Source organism: Pseudoalteromonas sp. TB41 (genome assembly GCF_000497975.1).
Lineage (GTDB): Bacteria > Pseudomonadota > Gammaproteobacteria > Enterobacterales > Alteromonadaceae > Pseudoalteromonas > Pseudoalteromonas tetraodonis.
The window spans coordinates 36,825-59,699 of the sequence record NZ_AUTH01000120.1 but is presented as its reverse complement, the minus strand read 5'-3'; the positions used below and the strand labels follow the sequence as shown (position 1 = coordinate 59,699).

General features: G+C 39.4%; 12 protein-coding genes and 1 pseudogene. 12 read left to right on the top strand and 1 reads right to left on the bottom strand.

Annotated elements, in window-relative coordinates:
* The first annotated feature begins 112 nt into the window (after positions 1 to 112).
* The 11 genes and pseudogenes from L641_RS0121170 (at position 113) to L641_RS0121120 (ending at position 19,977) form a co-directional block, all read left to right on the top strand.
* Positions 113 to 2,209, top strand: coding sequence for a DUF1302 domain-containing protein (locus tag L641_RS0121170; RefSeq protein WP_024603055.1), 2,097 nt, complete (start codon positions 113 to 115; stop codon positions 2,207 to 2,209).
* Positions 2,210 to 2,222: 13 nt separating this feature from the next.
* A complete protein-coding gene (locus tag L641_RS0121165) occupies positions 2,223 to 3,587 on the top strand; it encodes a DUF1329 domain-containing protein (RefSeq protein ID WP_008112052.1) in 1,365 nt (454 codons plus the stop codon).
* 123 nt (positions 3,588 to 3,710) lie between these two features.
* Positions 3,711 to 4,711: pseudogene (locus tag L641_RS22545) on the top strand (YCF48-related protein).
* A complete protein-coding gene (locus tag L641_RS0121155; protein ID WP_024603054.1) occupies positions 4,711 to 7,032 on the top strand; it encodes an MMPL family transporter in 2,322 nt (773 codons plus the stop codon). The pseudogene L641_RS22545 and the gene L641_RS0121155 overlap by 1 nt, the downstream one beginning before the upstream one ends.
* Positions 7,033 to 7,242: 210 nt before the next feature.
* Positions 7,243 to 12,084: an NAD-glutamate dehydrogenase gene (locus L641_RS0121150; RefSeq protein ID WP_024603053.1), complete on the top strand. Its 4,842-nt coding sequence runs from the start codon at positions 7,243 to 7,245 to the stop codon at positions 12,082 to 12,084.
* A 106-nt stretch (positions 12,085 to 12,190) separates the two neighbouring features.
* Complete coding sequence (gene pyrD, locus L641_RS0121145) at positions 12,191 to 13,201, top strand: quinone-dependent dihydroorotate dehydrogenase (protein ID WP_024603052.1); 1,011 nt, start codon at positions 12,191 to 12,193, stop codon at positions 13,199 to 13,201.
* Positions 13,202 to 13,326: 125 nt separating this feature from the next.
* Positions 13,327 to 13,857: a cell division protein ZapC gene (locus L641_RS0121140; RefSeq protein WP_024603051.1), complete on the top strand. Its 531-nt coding sequence runs from the start codon at positions 13,327 to 13,329 to the stop codon at positions 13,855 to 13,857.
* Between the two features lie 90 nt (positions 13,858 to 13,947).
* Positions 13,948 to 16,065: a bifunctional 23S rRNA (guanine(2069)-N(7))-methyltransferase RlmK/23S rRNA (guanine(2445)-N(2))-methyltransferase RlmL gene (rlmKL, locus tag L641_RS0121135; RefSeq protein WP_024603050.1), complete on the top strand. Its 2,118-nt coding sequence runs from the start codon at positions 13,948 to 13,950 to the stop codon at positions 16,063 to 16,065.
* Complete coding sequence (locus L641_RS0121130) at positions 16,058 to 16,297, top strand: glutaredoxin family protein (protein WP_024603049.1); 240 nt, start codon at positions 16,058 to 16,060, stop codon at positions 16,295 to 16,297. Before rlmKL ends, L641_RS0121130 begins: the two co-directional genes overlap by 8 nt.
* Before the next feature lie 15 nt (positions 16,298 to 16,312).
* Positions 16,313 to 18,226 (top strand): ABC transporter ATP-binding protein, encoded by a 1,914-nt coding sequence (locus L641_RS0121125; protein WP_024603048.1) that lies wholly within the window; start codon positions 16,313 to 16,315, stop codon positions 18,224 to 18,226.
* Positions 18,227 to 18,237: 11 nt separating this feature from the next.
* Positions 18,238 to 19,977 carry a DUF3466 family protein gene (locus L641_RS0121120; protein WP_024603047.1) on the top strand — a complete coding sequence of 580 codons (1,740 nt, stop codon included), beginning with the start codon at positions 18,238 to 18,240 and terminating at the stop codon, positions 19,975 to 19,977.
* 97 nt (positions 19,978 to 20,074) lie between these two features.
* Here the strand turns inward: L641_RS0121120 and L641_RS0121115 are convergent, their stop codons facing one another.
* On the bottom strand, positions 20,075 to 20,581 hold the full coding sequence (locus tag L641_RS0121115) for a DUF2062 domain-containing protein (RefSeq protein WP_024603046.1): 507 nt from the start codon (positions 20,579 to 20,581) through the stop codon (positions 20,075 to 20,077).
* On the opposite strand from L641_RS0121115, the gene L641_RS0121110 reads away from it, so the two are divergent.
* Entirely contained in the window at positions 20,561 to 22,828 is a 2,268-nt protein-coding gene (locus tag L641_RS0121110) for a DNA internalization-related competence protein ComEC/Rec2 (RefSeq protein WP_024603045.1), read from the top strand. The two genes, L641_RS0121115 and L641_RS0121110, sit on opposite strands and share 21 nt — an antisense overlap.
* Positions 22,829 to 22,875 lie beyond the last annotated feature (47 nt).

Here is a 22,875-nt window from a genome sequence, read left to right as displayed (position 1 = left end):
ACTGATTGAAGGCGACCATTTGTAATTTGTTTAATTCGCTTCTATCGTTACGATTACACTAAAAACAATAACTTGATCACACAAAAAATACCCGCGACAGGGGGGAACCAAAATGATAAGAAGATCGCTTTTTGTTAAAAATAAAATAGTACTCGGCTTAACAGCTGCGGCTATCGGTTTATCAGCAGCACAGACACAGGCTGCAACATTTGAGGTAGGCGGTTTTGATATCGCTTTCGACTCTACTTTTTCTTATGGGCAAAGTATTCGCGTAGAAGACCGTGACTTTAACCTCATTGGTAAAAGTAATAACCCATCATTTGATTGGACAGGTTATAACCCAGCAATCAATACAATTTATTCATCTCAAGATGTTTGGGCTCAACCGGGCTCTTACTCAAATAATGGTGATGCAGGCGATTTAAACTTTGATAGCGGCGAAACTTTTTCAAAGCTATTAAAAGGCACGCATGATCTATCAATAAGTAAAGATAACTACGGCTTATTTACTCGTTTTATGTACTTTTATGATTTTGAATTAATGGACGGCGATCGTGCCTACGTTAATCCAACATCAGGTCAGGGTGTAGATCCGTGTGATGATGATGATACTAAAGAGCAAAGCTGTGCTGACATTCGTTTACTTGATGCGTATGTGTGGGCAAACTTTGATTTAAATGAAGGCAAAAACCCGCTTTCTATTCGAGTTGGTCAACAAGTGGTTAACTGGGGGGAAAGTACATTAATCTCTCATGGTATTAACGTAAACCCGGTTGATATTGACCGATTAAAAGCACCAGGTGCTGAACTAAAAGAAGCGTTTATTCCGGTTGGTATGTTGTGGGCCTCATTAGGGCTTACAGAAAACATGACCTTAGAGGGCTTTTATCAATACCAATGGCATGAAACACGTTTACCAGCAGCAGGGACTTATTTTTCTACCAATGATTTTGCGGCTGAAAACGGTTATCAACAAAATGTACAGCTTGGTTTTACCTCAAATCCTGATATTGACTTAGCGTTTTTAACAGATAACTTGAATAACCTGATGGCAACTTATGGCCAAGTGGCTGCGAGCCAAGGTATTGACCCATCAAGCTCAGCTGGCCAAGAGCTATTGGCCAATATGTACTTAGCGTACCCGACCAAGGTCGCGCTAAAAGGCAAAGGCTACGATGGCAAAACAGAGCCAGATGATGGCGGCCAATATGGTTTACGCTTAGGCATGTTCTTACCCGAGTGGAACGATACAGAAGTGGCACTTTACCATGTAAATTACCATAGCCGTCGTCCACTTATTTCAGGTCGCGTATCTAATTTCACGCAAGCATCAATACAACAAGATTTAGCGATGATTGCCACCACAGAAATTACCTCTGATAACGTATCTGATTTAAAAGCATTTGCTAAAGCGACAAACGAATACCCTGAAGATATTAAACTTTACGGTTTAAGCTTTAACACTTCACTTGGTGAAACAGCGTTTGCTGGTGAGTTTACTTTTCGTGAAGACGAACCATTACAAATCGATGACGTAGAATTACTTTATGCAGCTATGCCTGAGCAATTAGCGATTGCCGATTTACGCACTGAATTTGCGGGTATTTCGCAAATGAGTAAAGGTGATGCTGCAAGTGTTGTAGGTCCAGGCGAGCTGGCTAAAGGTTACATTGAACGTAATACTTCACAGCTACAGTTTACGGCAACGCATTTATTCGGCCCTTCATTAGGTGCTGATAGCTGGGCAGTTGTCGGTGAAATTGGTGGTGTTCGCATCAACAATATGCCTGAATACGATGAAATGCGGTTGAATGTGTCTGGTACTGGTCGAAGCGGTATTATGCAAGGCCCAGGTAGTTCAGACTATTCTGCATTGCATATGGCTTTATCAAATGGTCCTGAGCAAAAATCGTTTGCTACGGCGTCGTCTTGGGGTTATCGCTTAATTGCCAAAGGTGATTACTTTAATATTTACAATGGTATTAACTTTTCACCTCGTTTTGTGTTCTCGCATGATGTTAATGGTAATACGCCTGATCCAATGTTCTTATTCATTGAAGATCGTAAGTCACTAGGTGCTACTATGAGCTTTAATTACCAAAATGCATGGTCTTTAGATGTAAGTTACAACTCATTTTGGGGTGGTGGCGACACCAACACTTTCTCTGACCGAGATTACGTTTCTTTTAACTTAAAATATTCTATCTAGGGGTAACATTATTATGATTAAAAAACCTACCCTCATTGCTACAGCGTTTTGTAGTTTGTTTGCAAGTCACACAGCACTGGCTAAAATTAGTCCAGAAGAAGCTGCGCGTCTAGGTAAAGACCTAAGCCCAATTGGGGCAGAAAAAGCAGCTAATGCAGATGGTTCAATCCCAGCGTGGAACGGTGGTATTACTGCTGCACCAGCAGGTTATGAGCCAGGTATGCACCACTTAGACCCTTACGCAACTGATGAAGTATTGTTTACTATAGATAAAAGCAATATTGATAAGTACAAAGAAAATTTAAGCCCAGGGCAAATAGCATTATTTGAAGCGTACCCAGATACGTTTAAAATGCCTATTTACAAAACACGTCGTTCAGCGTCATACCCACAGTTTGTATACGATGCGACAAAGAAATTTGCTACTACAGCTGAATTAGTTGAAGGCGGTAACGGGATTAAGAACACAGCAATTGGTATTCCATTTCCAATTCCTAAAACAGGTTTAGAAGCAATTTGGAACCATTTACTTCGCTATCGTGGTCAATCAATTGAGCGCTTTGGTGGTCAAGCAGCGCCAACGGCATCGGGGTCGTACAACTATGTTGGCTTTGATGAGCAACTATTAGTTAAATATTCTGATCCAAGTGCAACGCCGGCTGAACTACAAGACTCTAATATTTTGTTTAAGTTTAAACAGCAAGTGACAGAGCCAGCACGTTTGGCAGGTACGGCATTGTTAGTGCATGAAACCATGGATCAAATTTTAACGCCGCGTCAAGCGTGGACGTATAATTCAGGTCAGCGTCGTGTTCGTCGTGCACCTAATGTAGCGTATGATGCTCCGGGTACAGCAGCAGATAGCTTACGTACTACCGATGATTTTGACATGTTTAACGGCTCACCAAATCGTTATAACTGGACGCTAAAAGGCAAGCAAGAGCTTTACATCCCATACAATAGCTACAAGCTTCACAGTGATAAGCTAACCTATGATGATATTTTAAAGCCGGGCCACATCAACCCAGAGCATACACGTTATGAAAAACACCGTGTGTGGGTTGTTGAAGCGAACTTAAAAGATGACACGCGCCATATTTATAAAAAACGTGTGTTCTACATTGATGAAGACAGCTGGCAAGTACATGTTACCGATATATACGATAATCGCGACCAACTGTATCGTGTAGCAATGGCTTATGGCCTTAACTACTACGAAGTACCGACTCAGTGGAGTACGCTTGAGGTTTACCACGACCTTAACTCACGTCGCTACTTAGCCATTGGTTTAGATAACCAAGAAAAGATGTATGATTTTTCTCAGTCATTTAATGATAATGAGTTCACATCGAGCGCTTTACGTCGCGCTGGCAGATAGTATAAAAGCAGGCACCTAGTTTCCTAGGTGCTTTTTTCTTTCACATCGCGTTTGTCTATTAACGCACAGGTTTTCCTCTTTATAACAGACAAACAAATCCTCAGTTCAAGGCGAATTTAATTTATGAAGTATTTGGTCTATGCCAGCCTGATTCTAAGCGGTGCGAGTTTTGCACAAGACGCACCTTTAAGTGCGATTAGCGCGATTAATGCAGATAAAACACTCCTTACCGATATCACACAAACCTCAGCAGGGCTCATTGCTGTGGGTAAGCACGGTACGGTCATTAAAAGTGTTGATGGTAACAATTGGCAACAAGCACAATCAGTGCCTACACAAGTATTACTAACAGCGGTTGAATTTACTAATGATTCTAATGGCTGGGCATGTGGACATGACGCCACAATTATAAATACCACCGACGGTGGTGAGAACTGGCAGTTACAACAAGCAAAGCTCTCACTTGATAAACCCTGTTTAGATATTTATTTTAAAGACGATTTACATGGTTATGCCGTGGGCGCCTACGGTATGTTTTATCAAACCAGTGATGGCGGCGAACATTGGCAAAAACGCTTTTTAGATTCACTGTTATTTAGTGAAGATAGAGCGTACTTAAACGATTTAAAACAAACCGATCCTGAGGGTTACGAAATAGAAACCTCGTCTATATTACCTCACTTTAATCGCATTGAACCGACTAGTTCGGGTTTAATGCTAGTGGGAGAGATGGGCTTAATGGCAAAAAGTGATGACGATGGCCAAACTTGGCAACGTTTAGATGAAATTTACCCTGGCTCGTTTTTTGGTTTTGCTTTTGATTCATCGCAACAAATCGTCGCAGGGCTACGCGGTAATATTTTCGTAAATAAAACCGACAGTGGACAATGGCAGCATTTAGAAAATGACAAAACCGCCNCGCCACTATTAATAGCATTATCAACTACAACAATAAACAATGGCTATTACTGGCTAATAGCGGTGTTATTTTTCATCTAAAAGATGATGAGCTGTCATACGAGCAATTGGCCGATGGTAAGGCAATACTTGATGGTGTAATTGTTAAAGATAGACTTATTCTGGCGACAGAAAATGGCATTAAAGTGAAGGAGTTGACCCCTTAATGCAAGCAATTTTAGATTTCTTAGAAAAAGCGATTTTTAGACACCGCTTAGTGGTGCTCATAAGTTTTGTGTTGATCACCTGTTTATTGGTTTTTAAAGCAACACAGATTCAACTTGATGCGTCATTTAATAAAAATATCCCGCTCAATCATGAATACATGAAGGTATACACTAAACATGAGAAACAGTTTGGTGGCGCTAATAGTATTTTAATTTCAGTATGTGATGACAGTGGTGATATTTTCAATCCTGAATTTTTTACCCAATTAAAAGCAGTGCACGATCAGCTTTATTTTATTCCTGGGGTAAATCGTCCTTTAGTAAATTCTATCTTTTCACCCAGTGCCCGTTTTGTTGAAGTCGTTGAAGACGGTTTTGCCGGTGGCCCTATCATTCCAGCTAACTTTAAAGCAGACAAGCAAGGGTTAGGCGTTGTAAAAGAAAATATTGAAAAGGCAAAAGTAGTGGGTCGTATGATAGCAAGCGATTATTCGTGTGCCATGGTCACCGCCCAACTGTTAGAGACTGATCCGCAAACACAAGAAAAATTAGACACCCTTGCGTTTGCAAAAAAATTAGAAACCGAGATTCGTGAACCTTTAAGTACTGATAATATCAGTATTCATATTATCGGTTTTGCAAAAATGGCTGGCGATATCGCTGAAGGCGCAAAAGGGGTTGTTTTATTTTTTGCCATTGCAATTGCGTTTACATTCGTCATGGTATGGCTATTTTGTGGCAGCTTGAAACTTACTATCTTACCGATTGTGTGTTCTATTATTGCCGTTATTTGGCAGTTAGGCTTATTGTCTAGTTTAGGCTTTGGCCTTGATCCTATGTCAATTTTAGTTCCTTTTTTAGTTTTTGCAATTGGTGTAAGCCACGGTGTGCAGATGATCAACGCCATTGGTAAAAAAGTCACTGAGGGCAAAACGACCGCCGTGTGTTGTCAATCTAGCTTTAGAGCTTTGCTGGTGCCAGGTGGGATTGCGTTGTTATCAGATACGGTTGGCTTTTTAACACTTTTAACTATAGATATCGGCATCATTCGTGAACTGGCTATTACAGCAAGTTTAGGGGTAGCTGTTATTATATTTACTAATCTTATTTTATTGCCTGTATGGGCATCGTATATGCGTTTTGAAAACAGCATCCATATTCAATCGGGTGATGCCAACAAACCGAATATACTCGATGCAATGCGCGATTTATTAGTTAAAGCAACTGACCCAAAAACAGCAAAAATCATTATTGGTTTCACTCTGGTTTTATTTGCACTGGGCTATTGGCAAGCGGATAAAATGCGAATCGGTGATTTACACGCAGGTGCGCCATCGTTGCACCAAGATGCACGTTACAACCAAGATACCTTTTTAATATCGGACAAATACACCATTTCGTCTGATATTTTAAAAGTGATTGTGGAAGCATACCCTGCGGCCTGTACAGAGCACGATGTAATGGAACGTATATCGCGTTTTCAATATAAAGTTGAAAACTTAGCGGGCGTGCAGTCAGCAGTGAGCTTAAGTTCAGTGGCACAATCAGTCAATGCCGGTTACAACGAGGGCAATTTAAAGTGGCAAAGTTTGCCGCGCAATTCTGCCAGCTTAGTGCAATCAACGTCACGTGTGGAAACAAGCACAGGGTTATTAAACGGTGATTGTTCGGTAATGCCGGTGATTATATTTTTAGACGATCACAAAGCACAAACAATTGATAACGTGATTGCAAAAGTAAAACAATTTGCCGATGAAGAGGGCACAGATAAACTGGCCTTTAAATTGGCATCAGGCCCTGTAGGTGTGATGGCTGCAACGAATGAGTCTGTTTCAGCAGCGCAAATACCTATGATGTTGTATGTTTACGGTGCGGTTATTATTTTATGCTTACTTAGTTTTAAGAGTGTAAAAGCAACAATTGCGGTGGTATTACCCTTGTACATAGTATCAACCCTTGCACAAGCACTGATGGTACAGCTTGAGATTGGTCTGACTGTTTCAACGTTACCAGTGATTGCTCTGGGTGTAGGTATTGGTGTTGATTACGGTATTTATATTTTGTCATCGATGATGGGGCAGTTAAAACAAAACGTACCATTGAGTATTGCTTATCGTAATGCATTAGTTGAACGTGGTAGTGCGGTGTTATTTACCGGTATTACATTAGCGATTGGTGTAAGTACGTGGATTTTTTCTGATTTGAAGTTCCAAGTTGATATGGGAATTCTGCTTACCTTCATGTTTTTAGTAAATATGTTGGGCGCAGTGTTACTTCTACCTGCAATTGGCAGCTTGCTCTGGACTGACCAGAAAAAATAAGGTGAATAAATTTGCTCCAAAATGGCCAGTAATGGCCATTTATATCTATATTTTGTGAATAGATGACCAAATAGCTGAAATGCTTAAAATGTTTTCATCGAAAAGGCTGTTTATTAGTTTTAAAAGGGTTAGAATTTAACTGACTCCACGCTAATAAATGGCTGTACAAATACTCTGCTAAACTAGCAGTGATAGATTAAGGAACATACAATGACACGAAATGAAGGCCAAGCCTCGGTTATTTTAGATAACGTCTGTAAGCTTATCCAGAAAAAAGTTCGCGCTGATAATGTGTTACTCGTTGAGAAATTCGCCAAAGCCTTGTACAGCAATATGTCTAAAGAGGATTTGGCAAATCGCAACGACAGTGACTTATATGGTGCTGCACTTAGCCTTTGGAATTCGCTAGAAAAAAATACATCAGATGACGCAGTTATTCGCGTTTTCAACCCTGAAGTGGCAAAAGATGGCTGGCAGTCATCACATACCATTGTAGAGATCATTGCTAAAGACATGCCGTTTTTAGTTGACTCTGTACGTATGGCCATGACACGAGAAAACATCGCCTCTCACTTACTTCTTCATAGTCCACTGAAAATTCAACGTGATAAAAACGAAAAAATATCTGGGTTATCAAGCTTAAAAGCAGAGCAAGAATCAACATCAACAAAAACTGTATTCTTTATAGAAATTGACCGTCAAACAGATGCAACTGTTATTGAGTCTTTCAAAAAAGAACTTGAATCTGTACTCGTTGATGTATCGGTTGCGGTTGAAGATTGGCAGCCTATTCGCGAAAAACTAATCGCAGTTAGCAAAAGCTTACCTAAAAGCCACAAAGATAAAAATGATAACGAAATAAATGAAACCGTTGAGTTCTTAGATTGGCTAGTAAAAGACAACTTTACATTAATGGGTTACCGCCAATATGAGCTTTCGCCAGTCCAAGGTGATTATCAATTAAAAGGTAAAATGGATACCAGCTTAGGGTTAATGAAAAACTCAGATGCTGAGCATACACGTTTGCTTTCTGAGTTACCTGAAGTGGCTCGTCAAGAAGCACGTAGTAGCAACTTATTAATTTTAACGAAAACCAATTCATTATCTCGAGTTCATCGCCCAGCCTATATTGATTATGTGGGTGTTAAGCGTTTTGATGACAAAGGTAATGTAATTGGTGAAGACCGTTTTATAGGTTTATTCTCATCTAACTTTTATAACAACAGCGCTGCTGATGTCCCGGTTCTTAAAAGCAAGATTAATCGCATTATGGATATGTGTGATTTTGCTAAGGGTACACATGCATACAAAGCGGTATTAAACATCTTAGAAACCTACCCACGTGACGAATTAGTGCAAGCTCGCGAACATGAGCTACTTGAAGTTGCTATGGGCGTGTTACAAATTCAAGAACGCGATATGTGTCGTTTATTTGTTCGCAAAGATGCATACGGTCGCTTCCTATCTTGTATGGTGTATGTACCACGTGAACGTTATAACACGGCGCTGCGCCGCGAAACGCAGGCTATTTTAGCGAATGCATTTAATTCTGACGTTAAAGTCGAATTTACTACCTATTTCTCAGAGTCAACACTGGCGCGTACTCATTACACCGTTCGTGTGACCGATAACAATATTGAATATAACGTGAAAGACATAGAAAATAATCTAATTGAAGCCGCTCGTACCTGGGAAGATAAACTCCAATCAGCCTTACTAGAATCTGCTGGTGAAGCACGTGGTAACGAATTAAACCGTAAATACTGCAACGCTTTTGCACGTTCATACAAAGAAGAAGTACTTCCAAGTGCCGCTGTTGTTGATATTGAAAAGCTAGAAATGCTAAACGATGACAACAAACTTGAGATGTTGTTTTATCGTCCACAAGAAGAGGCGAGCAGCAATATTGTTCGTTTAAGCTTATTCCACAAAGATGAGCCAATTCACTTATCAGATGTGATGCCAATGCTGGAAAACTTTGGTTTACGTGTTGTAGGTGAAACACCTTACTCAGTTAAAACCAGTGATGGTGGCATTAATTGGATCATGGACTTCTCAATGCTGATTGATAGCAAAGGGATGGCCGATTTTGATAAAATTTCCGCACGTTTTCGTGCCGCACTAACCAGTGTGTGGGCAAATCGTTTAGAAAACGATGGTTTTAACCGTTTAGTGTTAATGGGTGGGTTAACCGGTCGCGAAGCATCAATTTTACGTGCGTACGCTAAATACATGCGCCAAATTGGGGTAACTTTCTCGCAAACGTACATCGAAAGTACCTTTGCTAATTACCCACACATCGCGGCTAAAATCGTTAATTTATTTGCTAAAAAATTCTCAGTTAAAAGTCCTGCAAGTGCTAAAACACTTGAAAAACTAGGCTTAGAAATTTATGCAGAGTTAGAAAACGTAGCGAATCTTGATGATGACCGTATTATCCGTTTATACGTTGATATGATTGTTGCAACGCTGCGTACAAACTACTTCCAAAAAGATGGTGAAGGTAAGTTTAAGTCATATATTTCACTTAAAATTCAACCAAGTTTAATTCCAGAAGTACCACTGCCTGTTCCTGCGTTTGAGATTTTCGTTTACTCGCCGCGTGTTGAAGGTGTGCATTTACGCTTTGGTAAAGTTGCGCGTGGTGGCCTACGTTGGTCAGACCGTCGTGAAGACTTCCGTACTGAAGTTTTGGGCTTGGTAAAAGCGCAGCAGGTTAAAAACACCGTAATTGTACCGGTTGGTTCAAAAGGTGGCTTTGTATGTAAACAACTGCCTAGTGAGCGCGAAGCGTTTATCAAAGAAGGCCAAGAATGTTATAAAATCTTCATTCGTGGCTTATTAGATATCACAGATAATATTGAGCGCGGCGAAGTTGTACCTGCTGTTGATGTTACTCGTCATGATGAAGACGATGCATACTTAGTGGTTGCAGCGGACAAAGGAACTGCGACTTTCTCTGATATTGCGAACGGTATCGCAATCGAATATAACTTCTGGCTAGGTGATGCGTTTGCATCAGGTGGTTCAGTAGGTTACGACCATAAGAAAATGGGTATTACTGCGCGTGGTGCATGGGAGTCTGTTAAGCGTCATTTCCGTGAAATGGATATTAACTGTCAAACCACAGACTTTACTGCCGTTGCCATTGGTGACATGGCCGGTGATGTATTTGGTAATGGTATGTTGTTATCAAAGCACATTCGTTTGCAAGTGGCGTTTAACCACTTACATATTTTTGTGGATCCAAACCCCGATGCAGCTGCTTCTTACCCAGAGCGCGAGCGTTTATTTAATTTGCCACGTTCATCATGGGAAGATTACAACAAAGAGTTAATTTCAAGCGGCGGTGGTGTGTTCTCTCGTGCAGCCAAGTCGATTACGCTAAGCCCAGAAATGAAAAAAATGTTGGGCACTAAAAAAGCCAGCATGACGCCTAATGAATTGATCAAAGCCTCACTTATGATGGAGTTTGATTTATTGTGGAATGGCGGTATTGGTACATACATTAAGCACTCAAAAGAAACAGATGCGGATGTAGGGGACCGTGCAAACGATGCACTGCGCATTAATGGTAAAGACCTTGGCGCTAAAGTCTTTGGCGAAGGCGGTAACTTAGGGGCAACCCAGTTAGGTCGTATTGAATTTGCAGCTAAAGGTGGCCGTGTTAATACTGACTTTATCGATAACGTAGGCGGTGTTGCGTGTTCAGATAACGAAGTAAACATTAAAATCTTACTTAATGGTTTAGTTGCCGAAGGTGATTTAACACGTAAGCAACGTGATGAGTTACTTTACTCAATGACCGACGAAGTATCTGAATTAGTGCTTAAAGACTGTTATCGTCAAACACACACTTTATCGATTACCCAATCGAAAGGAACCTCAACGCTTAAAGAAAAAATTCGTTTTATTCATGCGCTTGAAAAAGAGGGCAAGTTAGACCGTACGATTGAGTTTATTCCGACGGATGAGGAGTTAGCAGAGCGTGCTGCCGCAGGCAGAGATTTAACACGTCCTGAGCTTTCAGTGTTGGTCTCTTATGCGAAAATGGTTCTTAAAGAGTCATTAGTAACCGACGAAATTACCGAAAACCCTTACTATCGTAAGTTATTGGTTAAATCATTCCCACGTCCATTACGTGAGAAGTTTAACGATGCTATGAATAATCACCCACTACGCAAAGAGATCATTGCCACTAAGTTAGCAAATAATATTGTTAACGATATGGGCTTAAACTTTATGGTGCGTATGAATGAAGAAACAGGTGCAAACGAAGCTGAGATTGCATTATGTTATTCAATCGCAAGTGAAATATTCCAAATGCGTGACACTTGGTTATCGATTAGTGATTTAGATAACAAGATACCGTCTAACGTACAAACAGAAATGTTGTACCAGTTACGTCGTACTGTTCGTCGTGCAACTCGTTGGTTCTTACGTCATCGTACGAAAGCACAAACCATTGAGCAATCAATTGAAGCATTTGCACCAACGTTTGCCGATTTAAGTGAAAACTTAACTAAATACATCGTGAAAACAGAAAGCGATCGTATAGAAAGTGCACGTGAAGAGCTAACGCAAAGCGGTGTTCCGGTTGAGATTGCTCAGCGTATTGTATCGTTATCAAGCTTGTTCTCTGTAATGGACTTGACACAAATTGCGCAAAACTCTAATCGTAAAATCGATATGGTATCGCACACTTACTTCAAACTTGGTGCGCAAATGGGGCTACATTGGTTCTTAGACCAAATTACTAATCAACCTGTTTCAAACCATTGGCAAGCACTTGCGCGTGCTTCATATCGTGAAGAGTTAGATTGGCAACAACGTACATTATCTGAAGTAGTGTTAAACAGCTTTGAAGGTGATAGTAGTGATGTTGATGGCCAAATTGAACAGTGGATGGATAGCCAAGATCTGTTATTACAGCGCTGGAAACAAATGCTAACTGAATTTAAAACATCGCAAAGTCATGACTTTGCAAAATTCTCAGTTGCACTTAGAGAGCTTATGTTACTAGGCCACAACTGTGATACCTCTGCAAAGTAATAAACTGCAACTGATTAAAATTAATCGTTAAACAGTTTTTTGTTATATAATACCTCAGCCTTGTCTGAGGTATTTTTTTGTCTACAACTTTAAGAGGATTATATTCATGTTTTACGATTTAGCTCGCCGTTTTATGTTTACCCGTGATGCGGAGTGGGCCCATGATTTTGCTCTTAATAACTTACGTCGCTTTGCTAATACACCGTTAAGTGCCGCGTGGTCACAAAGCGTGGCAAATAAGCCTGTGAACTTTTTAGGCCTCGAATTTAAAAATCCCGTAGGGCTTGCCGCTGGTCTTGATAAAAATGCCGAGTGTATTGATGCATTCGCCCAAATGGGGTTTGGTTTTGTCGAAGTAGGCACAGTAACACCGCGTCCACAAGCAGGTAACGATAAGCCTCGTATGTTTAGATTGCCACAGTCGAATGCAATTATTAATCGCATGGGCTTTAATAATAAAGGCGTTGATAATCTAGTAAATAACGTAAAAGCAGCAAAGTATGATGGCATTTTAGGTATTAATATTGGTAAAAATAAAGATACGCCGAATGAACAAGGCAAAGATGATTACATTCACTGTATGCGAAAAGTGTTTGAGTATGCATCTTACATAACCGTCAATATTTCATCACCTAACACACCAGGATTGCGTGACTTACAATATGGCGCAGCATTAGATGACCTATTGCAAAGTTTAAAAAATGAACAGTTAGATTTAATTGCCAAGCATAATAAAAATGTACCTATGCTGGTTAAAATTGCGCCAGACTTAGATCCTATTCAAATTGAACAAGTGAGCGAATCATTATTAACGAATAAAATTGATGGTGTGATTGCCACAAATACCACCCTTGAGCGTAGCCTAGTGCAAGGTCAGCAGTATGCTGATGAAGCAGGGGGGTTATCGGGTGCTCCGGTAAGAGAGCGTTCAACTCATATTGTTTCTGAACTAAAACGTTTAACTAATAATCAATTACCTATCATTGGTGTAGGCGGTATTGATGACGTTCAATCGGCTAAAGAGAAGATGAACGCAGGGGCTGATTTGATTCAAGTTTACACTGGATTTATTTATAAAGGACCACAATTGGTCAAGTCGATCATTAACGACTTATAAGGATCAGTTATGTAAGCTTTTGATCGTTCGATAAATGTTCTAAAAAGACGTTTTAAAAATGGTCAAAAGCAGCTATACTCTAAGCTTATTGTCTTATTTTTTAAGTACTAAGTAGGGAGGAGAAAATGTTACAAGCGTCAAAGCAATGGCAGTGGATAGCGTGTGCTAAAAAAAACCGCTTATTGCTTGATTTAAATGACGATATGCAACTATGTACACCTTATAAACTAAGGCAATTAACGGATTGCACCTTTAAAAACCCTTACTTTAGTTTAGAAGACGCCGCTTTTTATGAGCAGGTATATTATTACCTCGAGCAGTTTAACTTATGGAATCCTGCGCAATTATGTCAAATAGCGCTCAATGCCACCGCGGTTAAGTTTCAATTAAAGCCCGTTTTAGCTAAAAGTTGGTTTTTTAAACCCTACACGGGTACAACACCTAGTACTGAAGCCGTTATCAACTTGAGCTCTGAATCTCAAACTGGCGAGTTTTTAATTGTGGAGCATTGCCCTGATGCTTCTGTGTGTATTAATTTAAGCGAAACCTTTGCGCTTGACGATAATTTATCACTCTCACAGTTTGAAGTGATCCGCGTATTAAACAACCGTGTTCACCCGCTTATTATCTCACAGTACGATAGTCAAACCGCTTAATCTAATTTAGTTTTCCCACCGTGTTTATGGCGTATTTGTACGCAAACCTATGTTATAATCCCGCGCAATTAGCTATTAAGGGTTTTTACTTTGCAATTTATCGCACTTACTTCTATCGGAATCGAAAATTTATTGGTTGATGAACTTACAGAGCTTGGCGCTACGGTGTCAAAACAAACTGTGGGTTCTGTTCGCTTTGAGGCTGACTCATTGCTAGCGCAAAAGGTGTGTTTATCAACACGCTTTGCTACGCGTGTACTTATGCTTATTGAAGAAAAAGAAGGCGTAAATGACAAAGACAGCTTGTATAAATTTGCACGCTTGCAACCTTGGCAAGAGTGGTTTGGCCCTACGCAAACCTTTGCTGTTGACTTTAATGGCACCAATGACTCGCTTAAAAATACACAGTTTTCAGGCTTAGTGATTAAAGATGCGATTGTTGATTATTTTAATGATCTGTATGAACAGCGCCCAAATGTTGATAAGCAAGATGCCAATGTACGAGTGGTTGCACGTTTAAATCGCCATGGTGTTTCACTTTATATTGATTACTCTGGCCCGCGTTTATCAGAGCGTGGTTACCGTCAAGGTCAAGGTAAAGCACCAATTAAAGAACATTTAGCTGCAGCGATTATTAAGCGCAGTGGCTGGCTTGAAAATGTTAATCAGCCTTTATTTGATCCCTGTTGTGGTGCTGGTACTATTTTAATTGAAGCCGCTGGAATGGCGCGTAATGAAGCGCCAGGTCTATTTCGTGAAGGCTTTGCGTTTGAACGTTTACCTAGCTTTAGAGTGGCAAAGTTTAAAGAACTTAAAGAGCAGCTTTTAGCAAATATTACCGATCCTAAATTGTGGTTAATTGGCCATGATTACGACGCAAATGTCCTTGATAAAGCCATTGCCAATGCGCAGCGCGCAGAACTTGATACGGTAATTAAGTTTAAACAAAGCGATGCAACTAAATTGACTGCGGTTGCTAAATTGCCGGGTGTTGTTATTTCTAACTTACCTTATGGTGAGCGAATTGGCTCTATGGCTGAGCTGGTTAACTTACACCGCAGTTTAGGTGTTGGCTTTAAAAAACACTTCAACCACTGGAAACTAGCTTTATTAGGCATGGATGAAAGCCTGTTTAAACTGCTTAAATTGGTGAAGCAAAAACGTTATAAATTTAAAAATGGCCCACTTGATGTTGAATTAAACTTGTATCAACTTGATGACAAGCAAGTGAGTCTTACCACGGATGACAAACCGGCTTTAAACTTTGAAGGCTCAATGGCCTTTGCTAATCGCTTGAAAAAGAATAAGCAAGGCTTAAAAAATTGGCTTAAGCAAAATCAAGTACATGCCTATCGCGTGTATGATGCGGATATTCCTGAATATAACGTTGCGGTTGATATTTATGGTGATTCAGCGGTTATTTTTGAATACGCAGCACCAAAAGAAATTGATGAAAAAACCTCAGAAAAACGCTTGCAAGATGTTATTAGCTTAACAGCGCAACAACTTGATATTGCACCTGAAAACATTGCGGTAAAAGTACGTAAAAAGCAAAAAGGTGAAGAACAATATACCCCCATGGCTAAGCAAAACAGAACCATGGTGGTAGAGGAGTTTGGTGCTAAGTTTAAAGTTAACTTATTTGATTACTTAGACACCGGACTATTTTTAGATCACCGTCTTGCACGTCGTTACATTCAAGAAAATGCAAAAGATAAGCGCTTTTTAAATCTGTTTGCCTACACGGGAACAGCGTCGGTTCATGCTGCATTAGGCGGTGCAAAAGCAATTACTACCGTTGATTTATCTAAAACCTACCTAAAATGGGGGCAAGATAACTTTGCGCTTAACGATATTAGCAATACGCGTTATCGGTTTGAGCAAGCAGACTGCTTAAAATGGTTAGAGCATGCACAAGGCCAATACGACTTGATCTTTTTAGACCCTCCAACATTTTCTAACTCTAAGCGAATGAAAGATGCGTTTGATGTACAAAATGATCACATTAAGCTGTTAACTTGGGTTAAAAAAATATTGAGCCCATCGGGTACGCTTATATTTTCTAACAATAAACGCGGCTTTGTGATGGACGAAGTAGGGTTAATGGGCTTAGGCTTAAAAGCGGAAAATATTTCAGAAAAAACCTTATCTCCCGATTTTAAACGTAATAAAAAAATTCATAATAGCTGGTTAATTAAACATGGCTAATTGGGTTTTATATCACACAGATGGTTGCCACTTGTGTGAGCAAGCAGAGCAACTGTTAAAACCGTTACTTTCATCAGCTGATGAATTACAACTTATTGATATTATGAGCGATGACGCATTAATTTTAGAGTATCAAATCAGTATTCCGGTTTTAAAAAATCAACAAGGCCAGCAATTGTTTTGGCCGTTTACTGCACCTCAGGCGCAGCAGTTTTTAGCGCAAGCAGAATAAGAGTAAAGATTAATTATGGATTTAATTAGAATTTCAAAAGCACAATTAGCCTACGGTACGCACCCATTATTAGATAATGCCGATGCGGTTATAGAAAGCGGTGAACGAGTATGTATTGTAGGGCGTAACGGTGCGGGTAAATCAACGCTTCTAAAAGTATTAGATGGCCAAGTAATACTCGATGACGGCGAAATAAACCAAGTCGGTAGTTTAAAAATATCGCGTTTAGAACAAGATCCGCCTAAAGGGGCAAGCGGTACTGTATTTGATTATGTTGCCCAAGGTATGCCTGAAATTGCTAACTTACTGATTGATTTTCATCATGTAAGTACACAATTGCAAACAGATTGTACTGATCAGTTACTCAATAAATTAGAGCGCTTATCAAATAAGTTAGAAGCAGCTGATGGCTGGCGTTTTGATAGCCGTATTCAACTGGTTTTAACCCAACTAGAATTAACCCCCGATGCAAAACTAGAATCACTTTCTGGTGGTTGGTTACGTAAAGTTGCACTTGCGCGTGCGCTAGTGAGCGAGCCTGATTTATTATTACTCGATGAGCCTACCAACCACTTAGATATGACAAGTGTAATGTGGTTAGAGCAATTTTTAAAAGAGTTTAAAGGCGGGATTGTATTTATATCGCATGACCGTGCTTTTATTCGCGCCGTTGCAACACGTATTTTAGATTTAGATCGCGGTAAACTAATTTCTTATCCAGGTGATTATGCCACTTACTTAGAACAAAAAGCGCATGATTTAAAAGTGGAAGAAACGCAAAATGCATTGTTCGATAAGCGTTTAGCAGAAGAAGAAGCGTGGATCCGCCAAGGTGTTAAAGCGCGTCGTACGCGTAACGAAGGGCGAGTTCGTGAGCTTAAACAATTACGTAATGAGCGTAAAAAGCGTGTTGATCAAGTAGGCAAAACCGATTTCAATATTGAAACGGCTGATCGTTCAGGTAAATTAGTGTTTGAAGCGAAACACTTAAACCATGCATTTAAAGATAAAATCATTGCTGATGACTTTTCTACTTTGGTTATGCGTGGTGATCGTATTGGATTAGTCGGCCCCAATGGCATTGGTAAAACAACACTATTAAAGCTTCTATTTGGTGATTTAAAAGCAGACAGTGGCGAAATAAAGCAAGGTGTTAATTTAGAGTTTGCTTATTTTGATCAGTACCGTGAAAAGCTTGATGAAGAAGCGACCGTTCAAGATAACGTAGCTGAGGGTAAGCAAGAGGTCATGATGGGCGGGCGCTCACGTCATGTGTTAGGCTATTTACAAGACTTTTTATTCCCGCCAGCACGCGCTCGCACCCCCGTAAAAGCACTTTCAGGTGGTGAAAAAAACAGGTTGTTATTAGCCAAACTATTTTTGAAACCTTCAAATATATTAGTGCTTGATGAGCCTACCAACGACTTAGACATAGAAACGTTAGAGTTACTAGAAGATATCATCAATCAATACCAAGGTACTGTGCTGATAGTTAGCCATGACCGTGAGTTTATTGATAATACGTGTTCGAGTGTATGGGCCTTTGAAGGTAATGGTAAGGTAACAGATATCGTTGGCGGTTACAGCGATTATGAAGCCTATACCAACTATTTAGCAGAGCAGCAAAAGCAGCAGCAACAACAGCCAGTTAAAAAGGTTGAAAAATCAGAGCCGGCACCCGTTAAAAGTAATAACAAAGCAAATAAACTCTCTTACAAATTAAAACTTGAACTAGAGCAACTACCTAATAAAATGGAACAACTTGAAGCTGAGCTTGAAAAACAACAAGAACGAGTAAGTCACGAAGACTTTTTCAAGCAAGACAGTGATGTAACAGCTAAGGAATTGAACCATTTAGCCCAACTCGAGTCTGACCTTGAAGCCGCTTTTGAGCGCTGGGAAGAACTTGAAGAATTAAAGAATCAGTAGTAAGGAATAAAATGAAATATAAATTACTCGCGGCCAGTGTTTTAGCAACACTGAGTACATCGGCATTAAGTGCTACCTATGCGTTAACGGAGTTAGGTAACTTTGAAAACGCAAAACATACTTATGTTACCGATGTGAGTGAAAACGGACATGTCATTGGGCTTGCTAATGGCTTATACAATATCCCAATTGATATTAGTTATATTGATTTTACCGATAGTTTAATTAAGAACGCTTATACTAATGAAGTAAATTCATTTGAACTAAGTGACAAAGAAATTACGTTTACACTTGATGACATCGAAAACAACGACGCTATTTATACCAATGCTGATGCGCATACTTTTATGGTTCGTTTTTTGTCAAACTTATCTGCTAACTTTGAATATCAAAAAATTAGCTCAATTGTTGCTACAAATTACAACAGTGGTGTAATTACAGAGCAATCTTTGTTTGATGTGGCTTCGGTTGATTATGATGGGTTAACGCGATCGACCAGCAATTTTTATAATGCTGTTGCACAGGACGGTACGACCGTAGGTTGGGGCAGTGCACCGTTTGATAAAATCACTTTTACACCAGATGGTGAAACTGAAGAAGAAACTTGGTTTACCCGAGAGTTTATAGAACGTGGTATTTTAATTTCTGAAGGCGGTGTAGAAGTGCCGCTTGTTCCAGAATTTACTGAACATGGTGGGACGAGTAAAGCGTCTGATATTGTTGCCACTGACACGGGTTACGTTGTTGTTGGTAATGTATCAGTGAGTATCCCTACAGAGAGACAAACCTTAATTGCTGATAATTGTGATGGTCTTGATGAACCTGTAATGACGTGTATTGAATCAATTAATAGTCGTAACACACGTGGTTTATTTAATAAAACAGCGGTTAAGTGGACACTAGATAGTGCCTATAATGTAACCTCAACAGAATTGTTAGGTTTAGCGCTGACACCAAAAGAAGATGAAGACAGTAACCCATTTATTAGTAATGCATTAGCGGTTAATAAAAATGGCGTTGCGGCCGGTTTTTCTAATACCCGTTACTTTGATAGAGATTCCACAATTTTAACGATGCCAGTTTACTTTAAAGATGGTGAAGTGGTTGATTTTATTGAACAAAGAGATGACTGGCAAAGTGGTAAAGCATTTGCTATCAACGATAACGATATTGTTGTAGGTTATGCGACCAAGCGAATAGAAGGCACGCTAAGAAATAAACTTTTTTACCATGATATAAATACAAACACGACCGTGTTTCCTGAAGATTACTTTATAAGCTCAAGCTCATATGCAAATGACATTAATAATCAAGGTTACATTGTTGGTGAAGGTGAAATTGGTGAATCTGAGAACACCCGCCGTTCAGAAGCCTTCATTTATAAAATTGGCGATGACAAGATCACTAACCTAAATAAATTGCTGCCTTGTTATGACAGTGATGGTGAAACCAGTTTCAGCTATAAAATGGTAGAAGCTAAATCGATTAATGAAAACAACGAAGTATTTGGTGTTGCGACTAAAACAGTTGAAAAACGAAATTCATTGGGCGGAGTTGTTACCGATGTAAATGGTAATATTGAATATGAAAGTGTAGCCGTTGCGGTAAAACTTTCGCCTATCCCTAATGGTGAAGTTGAGAATTGTAAAGCCCCAGATGCTGAATTTTACGAACGCAGTTCTGCGAGCTTTTCTTGGCTTGGTTTATTATTACTACCACTTGTTGGTTTAAGACGTGTATTTAGATTTTAAATGAGCTTAAATCGTTAAACAGAACGACTAAAAAACCCAACTTGTTAAGTTGGGTTTTTTTTGTCTATAGTAATGTAAGCATTTAAAGGAAGAGAGGCTAATTATTTCTCATTCCCCATGCCCGCCTTACAGAGCGGCGCCACATTAGATCTATTCCAAAGTAGCCAATAACACTGGCGATAGAGGCGCATACCAAAGAACCGACTAAGAATGCAGGGCCAATTGTCGTTAAGCTTTCTATAAACCATGCCCAACTGGCTTCGAACGCAAAGTGTTGTTCTGGTTGATTAAGTACTAATGTACCAACAAGGTAGGAGCCGTAAAAAATTGGCGGCATAGTCAGTGGATTAGTGATCCATACTAGCGCAACAGAAATGGGTAAATTAACTCTCAAAATTATCGCTGCGGCAGCCGCGAGCACCATTTGAAAAGGAACAGGGATGAAAGCAAAAAAAAGCCCAACAGCAAAAGCACCTCGTGCCGAACGTCTATTTAAATGCCAAAGGTTAGCATCATGTAAAAGACGGCCAAATATTCTTAGCGATTTGTGATGTCTAATTTTATTTGGATCGGGTAAAAACCGTTGGATCGTTTTTTTAGCCATTTAAAGCAACCATTTACTTCTGTGTGGATGAGTCTTGGGTTTGTTATCGGAGTTGTTGTTACCGTATTTTATTACCAAACCCTTGAATTTACAGTTATCACAATTTTAATCCTCATTGTGAGCACGTATTTTAAGCCGTTTTTAACTGTATTGTTAGGCTTTATTTGCGGTATTTGCTGTGTAGCGGCACATTTTATCTTGTTTTATTCATTTGAATTACCTAATGAGCACGAAAAATATGCTTATTCAGTCAATGTTGTTGTCGAAGAAGTTATTTCTTCAACACCTCCACAATACGTAAAAGTGAAAATAACCCGTTTGGAAGATAGCGAATATAGTCAGTTTAGAGCACCTAATGCCTTATTAAGTATTAATTCAACACAACCTATTCAGCCAGGTGATGCTTTTACTGCTCAAGTTAGGTTAAAAAATTTTAGGGGGATTAAAAATTTTACTGTGTTCGACAGTCAACTCTATGCCTTTACACAAAAAATAGCGTTTAAAGGCACAGTATTAAATAAGCAGTTAGCGATTTACAACCGCCCACAAAATAATCATATCGCGGCTTATAGGACTTATGTCAAAAAGCTCGTAAGTAGTGCTGAACTTAATTGGCTATATTATGTGCTCTTAACTGGAGACAAGTCGTTAATGACCTTTGAGCATAAACAATTAATGCAAAGTCTTGGGTTAAGCCATTTACTGGCTATTTCTGGATTGCATATCTCTTTGGTTTTCGGCTTTTGTTATTTTGCAGTGCGCTGTTTTCTTAAGTTGATTAAGCCTGAACTAAATCAATCATTAAATATTGCTATTTTTTATAGCGCTGCTGGCTTTGTTGCCGCTTTTATTTATGTTTACTTGAGTGATTTCATTATTTCGGCAACCCGCGCCTTAATTATGTTGGGTTGTTATTTGTTGCTTTATTATTTAGCGAAGCAAGCGCTTAGATGGCGAAGTATTTTATATGCGTTGGTTATTATTCTAGCGGTTAATCCATTTAGTTTGCTTAATCCTGGCCTGTATTTTTCCTTTTTAGCGGTATGTATTATTTTTATGGTTTTAAAACAGTTTCCGCTGCGAGGTCATTCATTGTTAGCCAACATTCGCACTCTTTTTATTATTCAACTGGGATTATTTATTGGCTTATTACCGCTGTCATTATACTTTTTTAATGGCGTGAGTTTAGCAGGTTTAGTTTTAAATCTTGTCGCTATTCCCATTTTATCTTTTGTATTAATGCCTGCTTTATTTTTAAGTGTGTTGCTGGGGTTATTAACCGACTGGTATGCGTTTATTGTGTTGTATGATTTTCCACTGACCTATATTTATCAAATGTTGCTGGCAATACCGCAGCACATACGTTGGCTTAATGTTGGTCAGGTAAGTATAACCACTGTGGTGCTGCTTTATAGTGTCGTTCCTTTACTTTATTTTATTGAGCTTCGCGTACTGGCGTGTATTCCGCTTTTGACTTTACTGTCTAATTATTATTTTACGCAATCTAGTCTTTGGCAGTTGAACGTATTTGATGTAGGCCATGGCCTAATGGTATTGATAAAAAAAGACAAACATGCGTTTATTTATGATTTTGGCCCGAGTTACTTTAATCGCTTTAGTCGTGTGCCTAGTGTATTACTACCCTATATTGACGCCCATAATCTAACGGTAAGTACCGCGATTGTCAGTCATCAAGATAACGATCATGCCGGAGGTGTTGCGCATTTTAAAGCGGCCGGTTATGCAAGGAGTTTTGATTATTTTCATCCAAATGGTGTATATAACGACTGTATAGCAACAACACTCGATTTTAATGGGTTGAGTATTCAAACTTTTGCTAAAGAGGAATTTAATAATAGTAATGATAATTCCTGTATCGTTAAAATCTCAGCTGCAAACTATAGTGTGCTACTTACCGGTGACATATCAAAGACGCGAGAGTCGCAATTAATTATAAAGGAAGATGATTTACAAAGTACCGTTTTGATAAGCCCACACCACGGCAGTGACAGCTCCTCGAGTAACGAGTTTATTAAGGCAGTAAACCCAACGATTGTGATTCATTCAAGTGCCTATCAAGGTCAGTGGCAATTTCCAAGTAAAGCGGTAGTTGAGCGTTACAATAAAATAAACGCCAAACAATATAGCACCGGTGATGTAGGACAAGTTAGGGTTGATTTTTATGCTAAGCACCTTGAGCTTACTACAGCGAGGGCGCAGGAAAGTTATTGGTTTATCAAAGATTGACGTTTTGTTTTGCTGTTGCTAAGGATACAATAGAGGCTGTCAGTGGT

Bases quoted from the DNA above. Each gene is read 5' to 3' on its own strand.
- L641_RS0121150 (WP_024603053.1), top strand. From the start codon at position 7,243: ATGACACGAAATGAAGGCCAAGCCTCGGTTATTTTAGATAACGTCTGT.
- L641_RS0121115 (WP_024603046.1), bottom strand. From the start codon at position 20,581: ATGGCTAAAAAAACGATCCAACGGTTTTTACCCGATCCAAATAAAATT.
- pyrD (WP_024603052.1), top strand. From the start codon at position 12,191: ATGTTTTACGATTTAGCTCGCCGTTTTATGTTTACCCGTGATGCGGAG.
- L641_RS0121130 (WP_024603049.1), top strand. From the start codon at position 16,058: ATGGCTAATTGGGTTTTATATCACACAGATGGTTGCCACTTGTGTGAG.
- L641_RS0121155 (WP_024603054.1), top strand. From the start codon at position 4,711: ATGCAAGCAATTTTAGATTTCTTAGAAAAAGCGATTTTTAGACACCGC.
- L641_RS0121170 (WP_024603055.1), top strand. From the start codon at position 113: ATGATAAGAAGATCGCTTTTTGTTAAAAATAAAATAGTACTCGGCTTA.
- L641_RS0121125 (WP_024603048.1), top strand. From the start codon at position 16,313: ATGGATTTAATTAGAATTTCAAAAGCACAATTAGCCTACGGTACGCAC.
- L641_RS0121140 (WP_024603051.1), top strand. From the start codon at position 13,327: ATGTTACAAGCGTCAAAGCAATGGCAGTGGATAGCGTGTGCTAAAAAA.
- L641_RS0121165 (WP_008112052.1), top strand. From the start codon at position 2,223: ATGATTAAAAAACCTACCCTCATTGCTACAGCGTTTTGTAGTTTGTTT.
- L641_RS0121120 (WP_024603047.1), top strand. From the start codon at position 18,238: ATGAAATATAAATTACTCGCGGCCAGTGTTTTAGCAACACTGAGTACA.